Source organism: Streptomyces sp. NPDC041814 (assembly GCF_055590565.1).
In genome coordinates, this window is the sequence record NZ_JBVJAM010000002.1 from 742,600 (window position 1) to 761,112 (window position 18,513).

Annotated in this window: 15 protein-coding genes; 11 read left to right on the forward strand and 4 right to left on the reverse strand. The window is 70.7% G+C overall.

Features of this window, described 5'->3' with window-relative positions; all coding sequences use genetic code 11:
* Nucleotides 1–8: 8 nt before the first annotated feature.
* The 8 genes from ACZ6C6_RS08715 (at nt 9) to ACZ6C6_RS08750 (ending at nt 8,889) form a co-directional block, all read left to right on the forward strand.
* Entirely contained in the window at nt 9–1,994 is a 1,986-nt protein-coding gene (locus tag ACZ6C6_RS08715; RefSeq protein WP_469200489.1) for an ABC transporter ATP-binding protein, read from the forward strand.
* Nucleotides 1,995–2,079: 85 nt separating this feature from the next.
* Complete coding sequence (locus tag ACZ6C6_RS08720) at nt 2,080–2,700, forward strand: S26 family signal peptidase (protein ID WP_469200491.1); 621 nt, start codon at nt 2,080–2,082, stop codon at nt 2,698–2,700.
* A gap of 5 nt (nt 2,701–2,705) precedes the next feature.
* A complete protein-coding gene (locus ACZ6C6_RS08725) occupies nt 2,706–2,837 on the forward strand; it encodes a hypothetical protein (protein WP_469200493.1) in 132 nt (43 codons plus the stop codon).
* A gap of 65 nt (nt 2,838–2,902) precedes the next feature.
* Complete coding sequence (locus ACZ6C6_RS08730; RefSeq protein WP_469200494.1) at nt 2,903–4,006, forward strand: HesA/MoeB/ThiF family protein; 1,104 nt, start codon at nt 2,903–2,905, stop codon at nt 4,004–4,006.
* Complete coding sequence (locus ACZ6C6_RS08735; RefSeq protein ID WP_469200496.1) at nt 4,003–5,229, forward strand: hypothetical protein; 1,227 nt, start codon at nt 4,003–4,005, stop codon at nt 5,227–5,229. The genes ACZ6C6_RS08730 and ACZ6C6_RS08735 overlap by 4 nt, the downstream gene beginning before the upstream one ends.
* 541 nt (nt 5,230–5,770) lie before the next feature.
* Nucleotides 5,771–6,166, forward strand: a complete 396-nt coding sequence (locus ACZ6C6_RS08740; protein ID WP_469200498.1) for a hypothetical protein — start codon at nt 5,771–5,773, stop codon at nt 6,164–6,166.
* Between the two features lie 475 nt (nt 6,167–6,641).
* Nucleotides 6,642–7,472: a hypothetical protein gene (locus ACZ6C6_RS08745; protein WP_469200500.1), complete on the forward strand. Its 831-nt coding sequence runs from the start codon at nt 6,642–6,644 to the stop codon at nt 7,470–7,472.
* A 544-nt stretch (nt 7,473–8,016) separates the two neighbouring features.
* Nucleotides 8,017–8,889, forward strand: coding sequence for a DUF6193 family natural product biosynthesis protein (locus tag ACZ6C6_RS08750; protein ID WP_469200501.1), 873 nt, complete (start codon nt 8,017–8,019; stop codon nt 8,887–8,889).
* Between the two features lie 28 nt (nt 8,890–8,917).
* Here the strand turns inward: ACZ6C6_RS08750 and ACZ6C6_RS08755 are convergent, their stop codons facing one another.
* The 3 genes from ACZ6C6_RS08755 to ACZ6C6_RS08765 all read right to left on the reverse strand — a co-directional run bounded on the left by ACZ6C6_RS08755 (nt 8,918) and on the right by ACZ6C6_RS08765 (nt 13,568).
* Nucleotides 8,918–10,252 (reverse strand): MFS transporter, encoded by a 1,335-nt coding sequence (locus ACZ6C6_RS08755; protein WP_469200503.1) that lies wholly within the window; start codon nt 10,250–10,252, stop codon nt 8,918–8,920.
* 416 nt (nt 10,253–10,668) lie between these two features.
* Nucleotides 10,669–11,625: an aldo/keto reductase gene (locus ACZ6C6_RS08760; RefSeq protein WP_469200505.1), complete on the reverse strand. Its 957-nt coding sequence runs from the start codon at nt 11,623–11,625 to the stop codon at nt 10,669–10,671.
* Nucleotides 11,622–13,568: a DUF8034 domain-containing protein gene (locus ACZ6C6_RS08765; protein WP_469200507.1), complete on the reverse strand. Its 1,947-nt coding sequence runs from the start codon at nt 13,566–13,568 to the stop codon at nt 11,622–11,624. The genes ACZ6C6_RS08760 and ACZ6C6_RS08765 overlap by 4 nt, the downstream gene beginning before the upstream one ends.
* 108 nt (nt 13,569–13,676) lie before the next feature.
* On the opposite strand from ACZ6C6_RS08765, the gene ACZ6C6_RS08770 reads away from it, so the two are divergent.
* The 3 genes from ACZ6C6_RS08770 (at nt 13,677) to ACZ6C6_RS08780 (ending at nt 16,447) form a co-directional block, all read left to right on the forward strand.
* Entirely contained in the window at nt 13,677–14,501 is an 825-nt protein-coding gene (locus ACZ6C6_RS08770) for an amidohydrolase family protein (protein WP_469200509.1), read from the forward strand.
* A gap of 123 nt (nt 14,502–14,624) precedes the next feature.
* Entirely contained in the window at nt 14,625–15,611 is a 987-nt protein-coding gene (locus ACZ6C6_RS08775; protein ID WP_469200511.1) for an acetylxylan esterase, read from the forward strand.
* A gap of 68 nt (nt 15,612–15,679) precedes the next feature.
* Nucleotides 15,680–16,447 (forward strand): GntR family transcriptional regulator, encoded by a 768-nt coding sequence (locus ACZ6C6_RS08780; protein ID WP_469200513.1) that lies wholly within the window; start codon nt 15,680–15,682, stop codon nt 16,445–16,447.
* A 63-nt stretch (nt 16,448–16,510) separates the two neighbouring features.
* Here ACZ6C6_RS08780 and ACZ6C6_RS08785 read toward each other — a convergent pair whose 3' ends face one another.
* Nucleotides 16,511–18,502, reverse strand: coding sequence for a right-handed parallel beta-helix repeat-containing protein (locus ACZ6C6_RS08785; protein WP_469200515.1), 1,992 nt, complete (start codon nt 18,500–18,502; stop codon nt 16,511–16,513).
* Between the last annotated feature and the right edge of the window lie 11 nt (nt 18,503–18,513).

An 18,513-nucleotide genomic window follows, 5' to 3' on the forward strand; every position in this document is an offset into this window, starting at 1 on the left:
ATGACGTGATGCCCCGGCGTCCGGTCCCTTCGATCGGGTCCGGCCGCCGGGGCCCGACCCCGACCATCTCGAAGGGGAATTCAACAGTGAGGTCCGAGAAGCGTCCGACCGGATCGGCGAGCGCGCGCCGGCGTGCATTGCGCAGAGATATAGCCGTCCCGTTCCTCATTCTGCGCGTCGCATTCTCGGCGGCCCCACTTCCCGCGTTCGGATATCTCTTCTTCACCGTGCTCGGCGGAGTGGCGCCGACGGCGCTCGCCTGGTCGACCAAAGGTCTTCTGGACGGAATCGTGGGCGGTGTAACCACCGCCGGTATCGTCTGGCAGGCGTCGATTCTCGCGCTGCTCGGTGTCGCCTCCGCGCTGACGCCGCAGCTGGCCCGCCACTGCCAGTCCATCACCCAGCGCGCCGCACGGCTCTGGATGCGCGACCGGCTGTTCCGCGCCCTCGACGGCATCCGGGACATCTCCTGGTTCGAGAACCCGCAGTCGATGGACCACGTCCAGCTCGCTCTGAAGGCCAGTACCACCTCGCCCGAGGTGCTGCTCGGCGCCTGCCTCTCCACGCTTCAGGGCGTACTCGTCGCTGTCGGACTGCTCGGATCCCTGTGGACCATCAGTCCCGTGGTCTTCCTCCTGCTCGCGGCGGCCTCGCTCCCGGTCCTCCTGAGCCAGCTGATCTCCTCTCGCGAGCAGATCCGGCTGGAAGGGGACACCGTGCAGGCGTCCCGGCGAGAGGTGTTCTACCGAATGCTCATCACCAGCATCGACGCGGTGAAGGAGGTCCGCGTCTTCGGGCTCGGGGACTTCTTCCGGGAGCGGATGAACAGCGAGACCCGGTCGATCCACCGCGAGGAACAGCGCTTCGACACACGTCAGTTGAAGCGCCAGGCCGCCCTGTCGGTGCTGTCCGCCGTGATCGTCGGAGCGTCAGTGGTCTGGTCGGCCGCCCGCGCGGCGGCCGGTGCACTGAGCATCGGCGACCTGTCGGTCTTCATCGCCGCGGCCGCCGGTGTGCAGGGCGCGGTCCTGCAGATCGCGACCGGGATCGGCGACGGCTACAAGTCCCTACTCGCCTTCGGTAGTTACCGCGCCATCACGGACGCGGACCCCGGCCGGGCGCCCGCCCTCGCCCTGGTGCGGGATGCCGACGCCCGGGAGGCCTTCGGCGCTCCCATCCTTCCTGAACGGGTGCTCCTCCAAGGGGACATCGAGGTGAAGGACCTGTGGTTCCGCTACGGGGACGACGGCGACTGGGTGCTGCGGGGCGTCGACCTGACCATCCCAGCGGGCGGCTCGCTGGCCCTGGTCGGAGTCAACGGCGCGGGCAAGAGCACCTTGGTCAAGCTGCTGAGCGGCCTCTACCGGCCTACTCGCGGCACGATCCTGGTCGGCGGCCGGGACATCCGGACCGTGCCGGCCGAGGACTACCAGCGCGGCGTGGGCGCCATCTTCCAGGACTACATGTGCTACGACCTGACGGCGGCCGAGAACATCGGCCTCGGCGACCTCAACCGCCTCGACGACCGGCCGGCGGTGCGCGCCGCTGCCCGCAAGGCGGGCGCCGACGACTTCCTCGACGCCCTGCCCGACGGCTACGAAACACTGCTGAGCCGGATCTTCTTCGCGGGGGACGCGACGGCGCAGCGCCGCCAGGGCGCCCACCTCTCCGGCGGCCAGTGGCAGCGCATCGCCGTCGCACGCGGGCTCATGAAGCGCCGGACTCATCTGGTCATCCTCGACGAGCCGAGCTCCGGGCTCGACGCCGAGGCCGAGGCGGCCCTCCACGACCAGCTGCTGCGTGAGTCCGAGGGCGCCACCCGCCTGCTCATCTCGCACCGGCTCGGCACCGTCAGGGACGCCGACGCCATCGCGGTCCTGGAGGACGGAGTGATCACCGCCCGGGGCGACCACTCCGCGCTCATGGCCGCCGAGGGCACGTACCGCCGGCTGTTCACGCTCCAGGCAGCGGGCTACGCGGACACCGTCCGCTGACCGCCCGGCCCACGGCCGTACGGCCCGGAGCCGACCCGACCGCGCCCCCGTCACGGGGCCGTACCCACCAGGAAAGGGGGCCTTCATGACCGGCCTCACCGCCGCCGGCACCGTGGCCGTGGCACTCGCCGGCGCCGCGGCGCTGACGGTACGTCTGCTGAGCCGGCGCCTGTACCTCATCACCGTCGACGGCCGGAGCATGGCTCCCACCCTGATACCCGGAGACCGGCTGCTGGTCACACGGCCGCTGCCGCGCCCCCGACCGCCATCGCGCGCGCGGCAGCGGCGGGCCCGCCCTCCGGCGCGGACCGGGGACATCGTCATCGCCCCCGCGCCCCGGGCCGTCGGCTGGGCCGGCCAGCCCGCGCTCCGGCCGGCAGCCGACCGCGCCGACTGGGTCGTGAAGCGCGTCGCCGCCACCGCCGGCGACCGCGTCCCCGACCGGCTCCGCTCCTACTCGGGGCTGCGCGACCGGGACACCGTGCCCGCGGGCACCGTGATGCTGCTCGGCGACGGCAAGCACAGCGAGGACTCCCGCCACTGGGGGTTCTGCCCGGACCACCTCGTCCTCGGCCGGGTCCTGCTCCGCCTTTCCCGGGGGCCCGGAGCGCCCTCGAACGACCGCACCCCGCTCCGGCGACCGCCGGACCCACGACTCCCGGAGCCGGTCCCGGCTCCGGGCACCACCGACGCCGAAAGGAGGTGAGATGGATGACCAACGATAAGGAGCTCCACGAAGAGACCGCAGTGCCCCCGGTCCCGCACGAGGCGGAGACCGGCGTGATCGAGATCCGCGTCCTCGACCGCATCGAGACGATCGGCACCAAGTCGGTGAACAACTGACGTTTCAGGCGGGGCCGGTGGGATCCCCTCCCACCGGCCCCCCCCCGCCCCCAGGGAGAACCCTCATGCGACGTCCGAACGTCAAGGACGAGCACCTGCCCTACCGGACCGACGACGGCGCGGTCCGGATCGGCGGCGGGGTCTACGGACTCGCGGCCGAGATCCGCGACCCGCACGGCCGGGTGTGGGCCGCCCTCGGTCTCATGGACGGCACCCGCACCCGCGCCGAACTCGTCCGCGACCTCGGCGACCGGTGCCCCGGCCTGGCGCCGGACGAGGCCGCGCGATTGGTCGACGCCCTGGTCGCGACCGGCTACGTCGAGGACGCCGCCGCCGAGGACGACCGCCTGCTCAGCCCGTCCGAGCGCGACCGGTACCACCGCAACCAGGAGTTCTTCCGGATGGCCGACCTCCGTCCGCGCCCCGGCCGGTGGGACGCCCAACTCCGCCTCAAGCAAGCCGGTGTCGTCGTCCTCGGCCTCGGCGGCACCGGCAGCCACGCCGCCTGGGCGCTCGCCGCCGCAGGGGTCGGCCGGGTGCACTGCGTGGACCCTGACACCGTCGACCGGGCCAACCTCGCCCGCCAGGTGCTCTACACCGAGGACGACCTCGGCTGGCCCAAGGCCCTCACCGCGGCCCGGCGCCTGCGCGCCGTCAACTCCGAGATCACGGTCACCCACGAGGCACGCGCGGTGGACGGACCGCGCGCCCTGGCCGAGGTGACGGCCGGCTACGACGTCCTGGCCCTGTGTGCCGACGAACCCGACGCCCGGTCCCTGCGGGAGTGGGCCACTCAGGTCTGCGCGCACACCGGGGTGCCCTGGGTCGGCGGCGGCTACGACGGCCCGTTCGTCTCGGTCGGCGTCTTCGCCCCCGAGGGCCCCTGCTTCCCGTGCCTGGCCGCAGCCGAGGAAGCCCGGCTCCCGAGCGGCCCCGCCCCCCGGCTCGGCGGGAACGGGGTCATCGGCCCTTCCGCCGGGATCTCCGGCAACCTCGTGGCGTACGAGATCATCGCCCTGCTCACCGGCGTGTCCCGGAATCCGCCGGGCTATCTGCGCGGCATCAACCTGATCGCCCCGGACGACCTCGTCCTCGTACGCCACCCGCCCCGGCCCGAGTGCCCGCACTGCTCCGCGCCCCGGCCCGCCAGAGGGGGAGCCGGCGAGTGAACGGGCCGGTACAGCCGGTGGAGTTCCACCCACTGGGCATGCGTGAGGACGGCGGCGAGTGGATCGTCGGCCGAGCCGACACCGGGACCCATGTGGCCGTCCCCGCCCACGGCGTCCTCGCCATCCGTCTGCTCCAGCAGGGCCTGTCGACCGCCGAGGCGGCGCGCCGCGTCGAGGAGGAGACGGGCCGGCGGACAGCCGTCGACACCTTCGTGGCCTCCCTCGCCGCGCTTGGACTGGTTCGGCGGATCGGCGGCACGGAGGTCGACTCACCGCCCCCGGCCCGGCCGACCTTCCCCTGGCTGCGCGCCTCCCACGTCCGCTGGGCCCTCAGCCCCGTCCTGCACGCCGCGTTCCTGCTCCTGGCCGCCGCCGGCGCCGCAGCGGCCGCGTCCGACCCGCGCCTGCGGCCACACTGGCAGGACGTCCTGTGGAGCGGGCAGGGAACGGTGGTGCTCGCCGGACAAGCCGCGCTGACCTGGGCCCTGCTCTTCCTGCACGAACTCGCCCACCTGGTCACGGCGCGGGCCGCCGGCGTCCCCGGAACGATCCGGCTCGGCACCCGGCTCCAGTTTCTTGTCATGCAGACCGACGTCTCGGGCGTGTGGCAGTGCGACCGGCGCACCCGGTTCACCGTCTACCTCTCGGGCATGGTGGTGGACCTCGCGCTCGCCGGGAGCTGTGTGCTGGTGCAGGCGGCGACCGGCCCCCAGCGCCTCCTGGCGATCGTCGTACTCACCAAACTCTTCGCCGTGGCGACCGAGTTGCTGGTCTTCATGCGCACAGACGTGTACTTCCTGCTCCAGGACCTGCTCCGGCGCCGCAATCTGTACCGGGAGGCGAGCGTGTACGTACAGCACCTCGCGCTGCGCTGCGTACGGCCCCGGGCCGGGGCGGGCCCGCAGCCGCTGGCCGGACTGCGGGCGTCGGAACGCCGGATCGTCCGCTGCTACGCGTGCGTGATGGTGGCTGGTTCCGCCGCGTCGCTCGCCCTGGCCTACCTCGTGGTGACCCGGGTGACTCTCGTGCTGTTGGCCCGCGCCCTGCGCACCCTGGCCGACCCGTCCGACTGGGCGGCGGTGGCCGACGCGGTGACCACGATCACGATCCTCATCGGACTCCAGGCCCTATGGATCGGCGCCTGGTGGCGCCGCCACGCCCCCCGGGTACGCGCGGCCCTCCGCACGGCCCTGACCCGCCGGGGGCGACGCCGGCAGGCATGACGGACGACGGGACGCGACGCCCGGGAGGCGGTCCGAGGCGGCCGAGCGGTGGCAGTCCCAGATCCGGGCCGAGGCCCGCGAGAAGGCCGCGGCGACCGGCGGCATCGTCATCGCCGAACACCTTGAGTTCGACCTGTGGGCGAACAGCCCGTGCGTCCGTGGCGCAGACGGTGCGCTCGCTCGGCCCGGCCCGGTGTGTGCCCATCCCCCCGGACGTCCCCCTCGGGGACCTTGCGATGAGCACCTGGAGTCATGGCGAGGCCACCGGCGCCGCACCGCCGACTCGACCGGCTCGGCATCGAGGTGAGCCGCTCGATTGGCGAGCGCCGCCGACTCCGGCGCTCAGTCACATGGAAACGTACTCGTGAGCCGAAGCACGATGGTTGTCACGTCATCGGGCTTGTCGTCACTGCGCGTCCGTGGTGCCTCCGTGTGACTTCCGCGATGGATGGCATCGGTCGACCGAACTGACACCGGCCTGCGCCTGCCGAAGGCGTCCGCGCCCTTACTCGCCCGCCGGCCCGGAGGGCAGACTGCCTTCATGCAGCTCCCCGCCGAAGCCGTTACTGCCACCGTGCTGATCGAGGTCGTACGGATCTCCGCCCTTCCCACCAAGCGGGGCGTCCCGTACCCCGGCACGGTGGTTGCTCACTGGGCCGGGAGCGAGGCCGCCGCTGCCCTGGCGTTGATCGAGAGCCTGCCCGGCAGTGAACAGCAACGCTGCGGCTTCTCGCCGGGCTGGAGCGTCCGGGCGTACGAGGACTCTCTCGATCGGGCGCTGTTCGAGGCGGCGTTCTGCTTCACCTGCCATGAGGTTCGCATGCAGGGAACGGCGGTGCCTCCCGCTCTGGCTACGCAGTTCTTCGATCCGGCCGCCCTGCCGGCCCTGACGCTGCTGTCTCTCTTCCGCAAGGCAGCTTCGTTGACGATCGACTGAATGAGCGTCACGTCTCGGCCTCGTGACATGGGGCTGCCGATTGGACGTCTGTGACACGTAGCCTGCCTCCTGAGTGGCAACCACGTTGCTTGGAACACGTAACAAGATCTTGTCGATTGGCCCTGGTCGGGCGTGAGCGATGTAATGATCCGGCCGGTGCATCGTGTGACCACTCGGTGCCGCCTGAACGGTCGACGTTTTTTGTCTGCACTAGTGTCAGTGACTGCTGGCAGTATCACCCGCCATGAAGATCACGCGTACTACGCCGCCGCGGCCGCTCGACGTGACCGCGCTCTTTCCCCACCTGGCCCCGCTGGCCCGTACGGCAACCCGGTTGCACCCGGTTCCCGCATGCCCGTCCCCGCGTCACAGCTCGGTCGGCGGTCCGCTGCTGTGGCCCGCCGATGAGCCCTGGCCGCACTGCGACGGTCCGCACGAGTGGGACGCAACGAAACCGCTCAGAACGCTTGCGGACTTGAGACTGCTGCGCCGGATTCGCGCCGCCGCGCGGGGTCGCGACTTCACCCCGCAGGAACGGGAGGCCCTCGCCCGCATCGAGCCCCCGAGGACCTATCCGAGACCGAAACCGAACCTTCAGCCCTACGACGGGGCGATAGCCCTGTTGCCGCTGGCCCAGTTCTACACGCGGGACATCCCGGACCTGCGCACGCCCGCCGGCACGGATCTGCTCCAAGTGCTGTGGTGTCCCTTCGACCATCCTCCGAAAAGCTACATGCCCAGGACCGTGCTGTTCTGGCGGTCCGCAGCCGAGGTCACCAGCTTCCTCACCGCGCCCCCGGAGCCGCCCACGGTGCAGTTCGACGGCTACCTGCCCGAGCCGTGCCTGCTCCTCCCGGAGCAGATCACCGAGTACCCCCACCCCTCGGAGCTGAGCCCGGACATCCTGAGCATGCTCAACGACTGGGGCAGATGGGAGAACGCCGGAGACACGGTGGACAGCCGCTATGCGTCGTACCCGGCGGAGTTCTACGGGATCAATCTCTCCGTGGCGCCGGGCTGGAAAGTTGGCGGCTTGCCCTCCTGGGGCCTGACCGACCCGATCCCCCAGTCCTGCCTCACATGCGACACCACGATGACCCCCCTGCTGACCATCCCCTCGCACGAATGGGGCAGCAGCGACCGCACCTGGATCCCGTACGAGCTGCAAGAGCCACTGATTTTCACCGGGGGAGGTGAACCTCGACCCAATCAGCCCGCCGCCGTCCAGATCGCCCGCGGCTACAAGCAACAGCTCTACGTCTGCCCAGCCTCACCCGAGCATCCCCACACCGAGCTGATGCAGTAGACGCCCCAACAGCAGCCCACCACACGTGGTCTGGATCTGCAGCACGATCCTGTGCCATCTTGACCTGCCCCACCATGCGAGCTCCTGATGTGATGTTGACGCGGCCTTCTTGAGTCGCCTCCAGCAGATGAGGCTGCAGCCCAACGAGACGAAGGCGTCGTGGAGCTCGGTTCGACGTTCGCAGCGGATTGCGAGGCGTTTGAAGTGGGGGAGCAGGGCGAAGGTCTGCTCCACGACGTGGCGGAGCTTGCCGATGCCCTTGATGTTCGGTGACCCCTTGCGGGAGATGACGGGCAGGATCCGCCGGTGACGGAGCTCGTCGCGGTGTGCGTTGGAGTCGTAGCCCTTCCGGGGCCAGGATGTAGAACCCCGACATCAGCGCCCAGGAAAACCCCTGGCGCCAGGAAGGGCGCAAAGAGCACGGCCAGGAACAGAAGATCAGCCACGTCTGCCCAGACATCGCCCGAGGAGGAGCGGTTCCAGCGGGGCTGGTGACACCCACCAAGCTTCGCGCACCTTCGGTGACAGGCAGAGCGCCGCCTACGTGAGCACCGAGGCGATCGCGGCGGTCCCCGAGAATTCACGCTTCGATGCCCGGCAGGCGTCCCGGCAGGAGGACCTGGCCGGCGACCTTCGCGGCCCGGCGGAGCTCACGGTCGAGACTGCGGCACAATCTGCCTTCATGGCCTCCTCCCGTGATCCAGCCGCCCTGTATCCCGACATCGCAACGGAAGGCAGCCTGGCTGCCGCGCTCCAGGCCACGGCTAGCAGGCACTGCCTCGCCGTCTCGTTCGAGGCATCCGAATCCAATCCGCTGCTTCACGCTTCGGCCACGAGTCCGGTCGCGCATCGGACGCCGCTGGCGATCAGCGCCTGGGCGGCCGAACGTCGTTGGTCGATCCGCGGCTGCGAGCCGTTTCAGGACATGGCGCTCGTAGAAGGCAACACGCAGGAACTCGCGCAGGTCGCCCGGGTTGCGCAGGCGTGGCACGACGGGGTTGAGTTGGCCGCGATCCGCCGCGCCGCGCCGTTCGTGCACCTCACCGGGCGCTTCGAGGTACCCGACCACGATCCGGACCGACTGGCCGAGTCCGAATGGCAGCATCTGCGCACAGAGGCCGACGAGATGGACTGGCCCGAATACCGCGCGCTCATCGAGGCCGCATACTCCGAACCGGCGCTGCGGAGGCTCTACCCGTTCACCAGCCACTGGACGCTGCGCTTCTCCACCAGCACTCGCCCACGCCTCACGGTCGTCCCGCTGTGCCTGGATCCGCATCGGCAGAAGCCCTACACCCTCAGCACTCACTACATGGGAGAGGTCCTGGCCGAGGCCACGACAGCGAAGGAGGCCGTGTTGATGGCCCTGCGCCATCTGCCCTCCGGCCTTGTCGCCGTTGCGGCCGGGGTGGACTGAACGGACCAGGCTCGGTCTCGGACAGGCCCTAACCCATCGGCACCGGCTCCGGGTGCGCCGGTCGGGCTCGTTCGGTGTCGGAAGCGCCCGAGGCCGCTGTGGCTGCGAGGCTGAGGAGGACGGCGGCCACCACGCCGGCGATGAACCAGCCGGACGGGCCGTTTTTGCCGAGGTGGGTGGCCAGGAGTGGGGTGGTGCCGCCCAGGACGGCGCTGGTCAGTGCGTAGGGGAGGCCGATGCCGAGGGCGCGTACGCGGGGCGGGAAGATCTCGGCGAGCAGGGCGGGCAGGACCGTCGTGACGCAGACCAGGTAGACCACGCCGCTGCCGTAGGCGAGCAGCAGACTGGTGAACCGTCCGGTCATGGCGAGGTAGGCCCAGGAGCCCCCCGTGGCGAAGAGCAGGCTCGCCACGACCAGCAGCCGCCGTGGCCCGATCCGGTCGGCGAGCAGGCCGATCGGCACCTGGAGCAGGATCATCACGGCGGTGGCGCAGACCACGGCCCAGAACATCGTCCCCTCCGGAGCCAGTCGCTGCCCCATCGCCGGTATCACCGAGGTCCAGGTGCTGCCGACGGTTGCCATCCCGGCCACCAGCAGGACGGAGCGCAGGACCTGCTGCCGGTGGGTACGCAGGACCTCGCGCAGCGGACTGCGGTCCTGACGGGAGCTCACCTCGCGCCGGAAGACCTCGCTCTCGGTGATCCGGCTCCGCAGCGCCAGCAGGACCAGCCCGAGCACGCCGCCGATCAGGAACGGCACCCGCCAGCCCCAGGTCTCCATCGCCCCGGGCCCCACCAGGCCGGTCAGCATGCCGCCGAGCATCGCGGCGGTGAACGCGCCCGCGGCGGTGGTGAGCGAGAACAGGCTGCCGTAGAGGCCCCTGCGGCGAGGCGGGGCCAGTTCCATCAGGTACGCCGCCGCGGCCGGCCATTCACCGCCGGAGGAGATGCCCTGCGCGAGCCGGGCGCAGAGCAGCAGCACGGGGGCGAGGATCCCGACCTGCTGGTACGTCGGGGCGCTCCCGACCAGGACCGAACCGGCCGTCATCAGGAGAATCGCCAGCAGCAGCGCCGGCTTGCGGCCCCTGCGGTCCGCCAGCCGGCCCAGCAGCACGCCGCCGAGCGGCCTGGCCAGCACGCCCACCCCGAGCACCGCGAAGACACCGAGCAGCGAGGTGGTCGGATCGGCGGAGGGGAAGAACCGCTCCGCGAAGAGCGGGGCGAACAGACCGTACGCCAGCCAGTCGAAGGATTCCACGAAGTTCCCGACCACGGTCGCGGTGACGGCGCGGCGACGTAGCCGCACGGCCTCGGGCGAAGAGGCGGGCAGCGTGTGGAGCGGTCTGGTCTCGGTGTGCGGCATGGGTGGGCTACTCCCGGCGCGGACGATGTGAGGGCTCATGGTTCCGGGCGTCGGCGTCCGCTGCCTACTTCTCGATTGCTCTCTCCCCGCCGCCGCGCGCCCCGTTCGGTGGGCGGTTTCGATGTCCGGGAGCAACAGAGGAGTGGCCTCCTGCACGACGACCAGGGCCCGAGCACCGAGATTGCCCCCGCTTCGGCCGCCCCGGCCCCTGCGGACCTTGCTCGACGCCATCGGCAACCCTGCCGCGATGCCGCCGACGCCCGCTATCGGGCCACCCCGGCGGACGGCCCCCCCGCTCTCTGCGAGCGGTGCAAGCGACGCGCCCTCGTTGCCGTACAGCTCGGCCACTCTCTCTCGCTCGGTCGCATGTCCGGCGTCGACCAGGTGCCGGCCGGGCAACCGCCCGGCCTCTCGTGTCACCCGACGCGCTCCTCCAGCATTCGTTCCGGGACGAATCCCGCCCTCGCCAACCGTTTCCACAGCTCGTCCGGGATGGGGAACCGGGCCGCCGCCACGTTCTCCGTGACCTCTGCCGCCGAACGGCACCCGAGGACGACCGAGCCCACGGCGCCGTGCAACAGAGGGAACTGGATCGCTGCCGCGGCGAGCGGCACCTCGTATTCGGCGCACAGTTCGCGGCACTGCCGCGCCCGCTCCAGTGCGGCAGTGGGAGCCGGCCGGTAGTTGAACATGGCACCGGGTGCCGGGTCGGCCAGCAGTCCGGTGTTGAAGACGCCCCCGACGACCACCGAGGTACCCGTCCTCGCGCACAGCGGCAGCAGTTCGGGAAGCGCCTCGTGGTCGAGGAGCGAGAGGCGGCCCGCGATCAGTACGACGTCGACCTCGAACTCCGCCACGTACGACGCGAGCGGAGCGCTGTGGTTCATGCCGAACCCGATGGCCTTGACCAGGCCCTCCTCGCGCAGTCTGCGCACCGCCGGATAGGCGGTGCGGCGGATGTCGTCCGGGTAGTCGTCCGGGTCGTGGAGATAGAGGATGTCGACGCTGGAGCGGCCGAGGCGGGCCAGACTCGACTCCAGGGACTCCCGGATACCGCGCTCGGTCCAGTCGGTGATCACCTCTCCGGGCGATCCGTCCGGCCGGGGACGCAGCAGCCAGCCCGTCTTGGTGGAGATCACCGGGGCGGCGTCGGCCGAGGCGGGAAGCAGTCGGCCGAGGCGCCGCTCGGCGAGGCCGTGTCCGTAGCGGGGAGCGGTGTCGACGTACGACATTCCGCCCTCGGCAGCCGCCTTGAGGGTCGCGGCGGCTTCCTCGTCGCCGACGTCCTCGAACAGTCCGCCCAGGGGAGCCGTGCCCAGACCCAGGCGGGGGAGGGCGAAGGGCAGCCGGGTCGCTGCCGGCCGGTCGGTCATGCCGTCTCCCACGGTGAGGCGCAGGCCGCGCGGCCCGCGCGCAGGGTCATGGTCAGGGTCAGCCGGATCCGCGCGTTCCCGGGGAGGCGGACGCGGAAGTACGGTCCGCCGACCGGCTGCGCGGGGCCGTCGTCCACGCGGACGGCTCCGACATGGTGCTCGGCGAACGAACCCGCCTGGACCAGCAGGGATCGCGCCGCGCCGCCGAGGTTCACCAGCTCCACCACCGTGTGCTCCGGGCGGATGTCCGAGACGAGCGCCGCGACGTCCGGCGGAAGACCGGGACGGCGGGCGTCCGCGTCGTGGTAGCGCACATGCAGGTGGGCTGTGCCACCGTTGTAGAGCACCTGCGGGGAGCCGGTGGTCAGCTGCAACAGGGCTTCGGTCACCACCGGGTTGAGGTGCTGCCAGTGGTGGATGTCCAGCGCGCCGGGGCCGACCTCCGGGTCGACGGTGTCGTGCTCGATGGCTTCCATGCGCTCGGCGCAGCTCGCCAGGGCGCTGCGCAGCATCTGCTCGGGATACCGCGGGTTCCGTCCGCGCAGGAACTCGTACCAAGGCTCCTCATGGCCCGCCTCGTCCTTGATGCGCTGGGTGTGCACGGCCGTCCAGTCCCAGTTGGAGGCCGACCGAAGCCGTTCGATCCGGTCCTGGTCGGCCTCCTCGCGGCTGAAGTGCCAGAGCGCCAGCGGAAGCTGACCCGGCATGACCGTGTAGTCGAACCAGCCGGAGTCGTTGTGCCGCTGGGGGACCATGAGCGTGCGCTCGGCCTCCATGGACCGCAGGTGCGGCTCCCAGCGCTCTCCCAGCGTTCCCATCTCGTTCGCGGTGCGCTGCTCGGCGTGGGACATCACGGCGTCGAGCGGATTGCGGGCGAGTTCCAGAAACCCGCGGTCCCCTGTGACGAGGGTCGCGTTGGCCGCGCCGATGACGGTGGCGCTGCCGACGGGGGAGAGGCCGTGCGGCCACGACCATCCGTAATGGCCGCCGTACCAGCGGCCGTCCAGGTACTCGCCCACCACGCCGTTCAGGCCCGCGTTGTCGGGCACGACCTCACGGCCGGCGAGTCGCTCCCGCCACACGCCGACGTATTCGGCCACCCAGTCCGCGTAGCGCTGCTCGCCGCTGAGCAGGAACGCGTGGGTCGCGAGCCCCGTGGCCGCGAGGTTCACGATCGTGTCACCGCGGCCCATCCGCTCCCACATCGCCCGGCCGTACACGCGGGCACGCTCCTCGGACGCCTCCAGGTCCTCGAAGGACGCGAGGTCGTCGACCCCGTCCAGCGGCATCCCGTACGGGCGCAGGGCGGGGCTCCAGGGAAAGTACGGCTCCTCGTCACTGAACCCGAACCGTGGCCCCGTCGAACCGTTGTGCGGGGCGCGCAGCACCCGGTTCTCCGGGTCGTAGTTGGGTCCGCCCGGAAGGTAGAAGTCGGCGAATCGCAGGGCGAGCCGGCGCAGCTCCTCGTCGCCCGGATCCGCCAGGCACAGACCGTAGAAGAGGAGCAGGCCCTCGCCCTGGTGGAACCAGTCGTAACCCCGCTCCAGGCCGTCGACGAGCATGCCCATCTCGGTGAGCTGGGCGGTGACACCGCTCCAGTGCCGCCGTGCGGCCGGCAGCAGATCCGTACTGCCGCCGAGCACATACAGCATCGGCCAGTTGAAGAACGGCTCGTAGAAGTCGTCCACGCCGTCCCGGCCGTCCAGTCCGCGGCCGAGCGTGTCGCGGAAGACGAGACGGCCGTCCCCCTCGGTGTAGCGGTCGGCGAAGAGCCGCCAGGCTTTGTCCTGGAGGGCGAACAACTGCCGCTCCAGCTCGGCCCATCGAGGGACGTCGGTGATGGTCCGGGTCGCGTGCAGCAGAGGGCCCTGTGCCTCATCTCCTGTATGTGTGCCGCCGGTCCGCTCAGGGCTGAGCATCGAGAACACCTGCTCCCTCGTCACGTAAGGATTGAATAATCGCCCATCGATAGCCGATGGTTAGACTCACCGGCGGGGAGCGGGCGTGTCAATACTCAGGAGCAGCCCGCCCGCTGGAGGAGGAGGCGCACCGTGATCGACTGCCACGTCCACCTGTGGGATCCGGGACGGGGATTCCCCTGGATCAAGCCCGGCAGTGAGCACCATCGCGTCTTCGGCGAAGGCGACTTGGACCGATCGGGCGCCGGCATCGGCCTGGTCGGCGCGATCCTCGTCGAGGCGTCGCGCGGAGACGTGGGCGAGACGTCCGCACTGCGCCGACTGCGCCTGCGCCGCCCGGATCTGGTCGCCGGATACGTGGCCAACCTGCACGTCCACGGCTCCGACGGGGCCGGCCCGTTCCGTTCCCTGCTGCACGCGTGGGGTGCCTCACGTCCGAACGGGATGCGACTCGGCGGAACCTCCTGGACGGACACCCCCGAGGCAGCCCGCGCGCTCGTTCCCGTACTGGCCGACGAAGGCGTGGTGCTCCAGCTCAACCTGCATCAGGGGGCGTTGGGAGCGGCGGCCGAAGCTGCGGCCCGGCACCCGGAGTTGAGAGTCGTGGTCGACCATCTGGGCAATCCCCCGCACCTTCGCACACCCGAGGTGGGGGAGTGGTACCGCGACATCGAGCGCGCGGCCGGCGTATCCGGTGTGGTGGTGAAGATCTCCGGACTGCTCACCCAGCAGCACGGCGCACCGCCGCAACGAGTCGCGCACATGGTGCGGCACGTCGTCGACACCCTCGGCCCGGACCGCTGTCTCATCGGCTCGGACTGGCCGATCTGCCTGCCCAGGGGCTCTCGCGCCGAATCGCTCGCGATGTCCCGGCTCGGCCTGGCCCACCTGACGGACGACCAGCGCGCTCGCATCCTGCGTACGACCCCGGCCCGCGTGTACGGACTCGACAGCTGAGCGTGCGCCCGGTTGACAGTGCTCGAACGCCCCTGATTCGATTCCCTCGATGATCGATAGGCGATGATCAGCGACCCGGCTCGGCGTAGTCGAGAGCGGGCCCCGACCTCTGCGGAGATGTTCATGGCACAATTCGACCTTCCCCTGGACCAGCTGGAGCGTTACCGGCCGGCTCTTGCCGAGCCGGACGACTTCGACGCCTTCTGGCGGGAGACCCTGGCCCGCCACGACGACATCGACCTCGCGGTCTCGTATGAACCGGTGGCCAACGGGCTCGTCACGATCGACACCTTCGACGTGACCTTCGCGGGCTACGGCGGCCACCCGGTACGCGGCTGGCTCCACCTGCCGGTGACCCGCACCGGCCCACTGCCGGCCGTCGTGGAGTACCTGGGTTACGGCACCGGGCGGGGAGCGCCCCACGAGACGCGCCTGTGGGCGGATGCGGGCTACGCGCACTTCGTCATGGACACCCGCGGCCAAGGCGCCGAGACCCCCGACGCCGACCCGGCGACCGGCGACATCGCGGCGCCCGGCTTCCTCACCCGCGGCGTCCTCGACCCGCGTCGCTACTATTACCGGCGCCTCTACACCGACGCGGTGCGGGCCGTGGCCGCGGCGCGCACGCACCCGGACGTCGATCCGGCCCGCGTCGTGGTCACCGGAACCAGCCAGGGCGGCGGCATCACACTCGCCGCCGCGGGTCTGGTCCCCGACCTCGTGGCCGTCATGCCGGACGTGCCGTTCCTGTGCCACTTCCCGCGCGCCACGACGCTCACCGACATGCCTCCGTACGACGAGGTCACCCGGTTCGTGAAGCGGCATCGGGAGCACGCGGCAACGGTGGCCCGCACCCTGTCCTACTTCGACGGGGCCGCCCTGGCCCGGAGGGCCAACGCGCCGACCCTGTTCTCCGTCGGCCTGATGGACCGTATCTGCCCGCCCTCCACGGTGTACGCGGCGTTCAACCACTACGGCGCCCAAGGGAACGTGGGCCAGTCCGACAAGCAGATACGGGTGTATCCGTACAACGACCACGAAGGCGGCGGGGCCGCCCACGAGGTGGCCAAACTGGAGTGGCTGGCCGATCGGCTGGAATCCTCGGTGTGACCCCATCGAGGGAGGACGGGCGCGTATTATGTCGCAACTGACGTGCCCCAATGCAGGATTGGGAAATCATGGCACCACATGCGTCCGGTGGGTTCGTCTCCACACTGGCCACCAACAAGGACCGGTTCCGCAAGACCCTGATCTCGGACCAGGTGTACGACCTGCTGCGCCAGGCCGTCGTCGAGGGTGATCTCGCGCCGAACGACCGCGTCGTCGAATCCGAGATCGCCCGGCGGCTCGGTGTGAGCCAGGCCCCGGTGCGTGAGGCGGTCAAGAGGCTGGCCCGTGAGGGCCTTTTCACGCACGTCCCACGCCGCGGCCACTTCGTCGTCGAGATCTCCTCGCGGGACGCGGAGTACGCGCGCCAGGTACGCGAACCACTGGAGGGCCTGGCCGCGCGGCTCGCCGCCGAGCACATCACCGAGGACCAGCTCGCCGAACTCGACGCACAGGTCGCAAGGATGCAGGAGGCGGTCGCCACGAACGACGTCAGCAGCTTCCGCGACGCCGACATCGAGTTCCACACCCTGGTCAGCCGGTTCGCGGGCAACCCGTTCCTGGCCCGCATGTGGGAGGTCATCGAGCCGAGTCTGCGCACCCTGCGGGCCATCTCCGATCCGCTCTTCGACGGTGACCGGCGCGCCATGGCCGAGGAACACGGCCGTCTCGTCGGCCTGTTGAGGTCCGGAGAGCCCGCCAAGGCGGCAGAGGCGTTCGCCGACCACGCTGCCGGCCGGGGGCCCGTTCCCGACGCACGGGAAACGAAGCGGCCGGCCAGGAAGGCCACCGCGGCGAAGCGCACGACGTCCAGGAAGAGCGGGCCGAAGCCCAGCTGAACGCACAGCCATGGGCCCGGTCCGGGACATCCGGACCGGGCCCGCACACATGCCGGCAGCGGTCTACCGGCGGGCGCCCGCAGTCCACTTGGGGGCGCCGTACTGGTAGGCGCCCAGGCTCGGCACCGCATCCGTGGAGCCGTCGTTGATCCCTGGCAGCGCGAGCGCCTGACTCCGCGCCGGTGAGCCGACGGTGAGCCGGTAGTCGTGGCCGGCCGCGTCGACGAACAGCGGGTCGGTCTCCGGGGGGAGGTTGTGGGAGAGGACGAGCCCGCCGTCGGTGGCGCCGGTCAAGCCCCGGATCGTCCCGAGGTTGTTGTAGATCTTCGTACCGGTCGACTGCCCCGGCTCCTTCACGTAGAACAGCGTCATCCCGCCGGTGTTGTTGTAGACGCCGTTGTCGTGCGATCCCGTACCCAGACCGTTGAGCATCACCGTTCCCTCCCGGTTGCCCCAGCCCACGTTGTTCGCGATCACGAGGTCGCTCTGGCCGTTGTCCGCGTATACGCCCGAGATCCCGAAGGTGGTGGAGGTGGTGGCCGGAGCCGGGTCGTGGAGCACGTTGTGGTCGATCGAGGTGCCCATCATCCAGGCGCTGCAACAGGTGTAGATCGCGGCGACGTCCAGGCTCATGCGGGCGTACCCCGAGATGTCGTTGTACGCGATCAGGTCCTTGCCCGGGGTGAGCCCGGAGACCTCGTTCCACTGGAGGTTGATGCCGCTGCGGCCGACCCGGGAGATGGTGTTGTGCGTGACCGTCTGACTGTTGCCCTGCACGGCGATGCCCGCCGCGTAGGTGCCCATGTAGTCGACGTCGTGGATGACGTTGTCGGTGGCTGTGTTGTTCTGTCCGCGGAGCGCGATCCCGTTTCCGGCGCTCAGCGACAGATCACTGTTCACGATCTTGTTCCGGGTGCCGTCGAGGACGATGCCCGTGTCGCCGACGCCCCGCGTCACCGTACTGCCGCAGTCCGTCGCGCCCCGGGTGATGTCCGTGTAGTGCGAAAGGTACCGGCCGTTGATGCCGTCCAGAGTGACGCCCGTGCTGGAGGGGCCCGTGGCGATGGTGGCCGCGAACAGACCGATGCCCTCGACCGTCGTGTGAGAGGTGCCCGTCAGGTCGAAGCCCAGGGTGCGCCGTTTGGCCTCGACGGTGTGGGTGTCCGGATCGTCCGTGCTGTAGACGTACAGGCGTTTCGCCGTCGGGTCGTAGAACCACTCGCCCGGATGCGCGAGTTCGCCGATCTTCCCGGAGAGCGCGTACCGGGTCTCCTCGGGGACGATCTTGTGGACGCACGGCGGTGCCGCGTCCAGCGTCACCGAGCCGACGGCGGAGCTCTTGACCGTGGTCGTGGCCGACACGTACCAGTAGCCGGTCAGGGCCCGCGCGCCGTCCCAGTATCCCGCAGGACGAGTCAGATCCGTGTCGGCGACGGTGGCGTCGGCGCTGCCCGCACCGGCGTACTGGAGTGAGGGAGCGAGCGGGTCGAGGCCGGGATAGGGCCACTGGGCCTCGACGCCCATCCTCCCGTCGGTGAACACCTGCACCGTGGTCACGTCCGGCCCGAGGTCGGCGCCGGTGCTGTACACGTGCCCGTCCGCCACGGCGTCGCTGAACCGCGAGCCGACGGCGAACGGATCCCTCGCGGCGATCTCGGCGACATCCGCGGCGGTGACCGGCTCGAAGCCGCCGATCCTGGAGGCGCCGCTCACCGTCACCTTCGCGCCGGGGGCGGCGCGATAGGAGACGGGTAGTTCGGCGGTGCCGGAACGCGCGGGCACGACCGTCTCCGCGTACGTGCCGGACAGGACCAGGCACGTGTCGCCCGGCACCATCACATCGGCGCACTTCTGGATGTGCCGGAACGGGGAACTGTCACTCCTCCCGTCCGCGGTGTCGCGGCCGGACGGTGACACGTAATAGGTGTGTCCCGCCTTGGACGTGACCGGGTGGGCGGCGGCGGGGTGCCCCACCGCGACCATGGCCAGCGAAGCAACGAGGGCGGCAGCGGTCCACGGTCCTCCACGGGACCGTCGTTTCGGGTCTCTCAGCACACGTGGTCCTT

What these genes read in the sequence shown, in the direction of transcription:
- ACZ6C6_RS08715 (WP_469200489.1), top strand. Translation starts at nt 9, where the DNA reads ATGCCCCGGCGTCCGGTCCCTTCGATCGGGTCCGGCCGCCGGGGCCCG.
- ACZ6C6_RS08730 (WP_469200494.1), top strand. Translation starts at nt 2,903, where the DNA reads ATGCGACGTCCGAACGTCAAGGACGAGCACCTGCCCTACCGGACCGAC.
- ACZ6C6_RS08760 (WP_469200505.1), bottom strand. Translation starts at nt 11,625, where the DNA reads ATGACCGACCGGCCGGCAGCGACCCGGCTGCCCTTCGCCCTCCCCCGC.
- ACZ6C6_RS08725 (WP_469200493.1), top strand. Translation starts at nt 2,706, where the DNA reads ATGACCAACGATAAGGAGCTCCACGAAGAGACCGCAGTGCCCCCGGTC.
- ACZ6C6_RS08740 (WP_469200498.1), top strand. Translation starts at nt 5,771, where the DNA reads ATGCAGCTCCCCGCCGAAGCCGTTACTGCCACCGTGCTGATCGAGGTC.
- ACZ6C6_RS08775 (WP_469200511.1), top strand. Translation starts at nt 14,625, where the DNA reads ATGGCACAATTCGACCTTCCCCTGGACCAGCTGGAGCGTTACCGGCCG.
- ACZ6C6_RS08720 (WP_469200491.1), top strand. Translation starts at nt 2,080, where the DNA reads ATGACCGGCCTCACCGCCGCCGGCACCGTGGCCGTGGCACTCGCCGGC.
- ACZ6C6_RS08780 (WP_469200513.1), top strand. Translation starts at nt 15,680, where the DNA reads ATGGCACCACATGCGTCCGGTGGGTTCGTCTCCACACTGGCCACCAAC.
- ACZ6C6_RS08755 (WP_469200503.1), bottom strand. Translation starts at nt 10,252, where the DNA reads ATGCCGCACACCGAGACCAGACCGCTCCACACGCTGCCCGCCTCTTCG.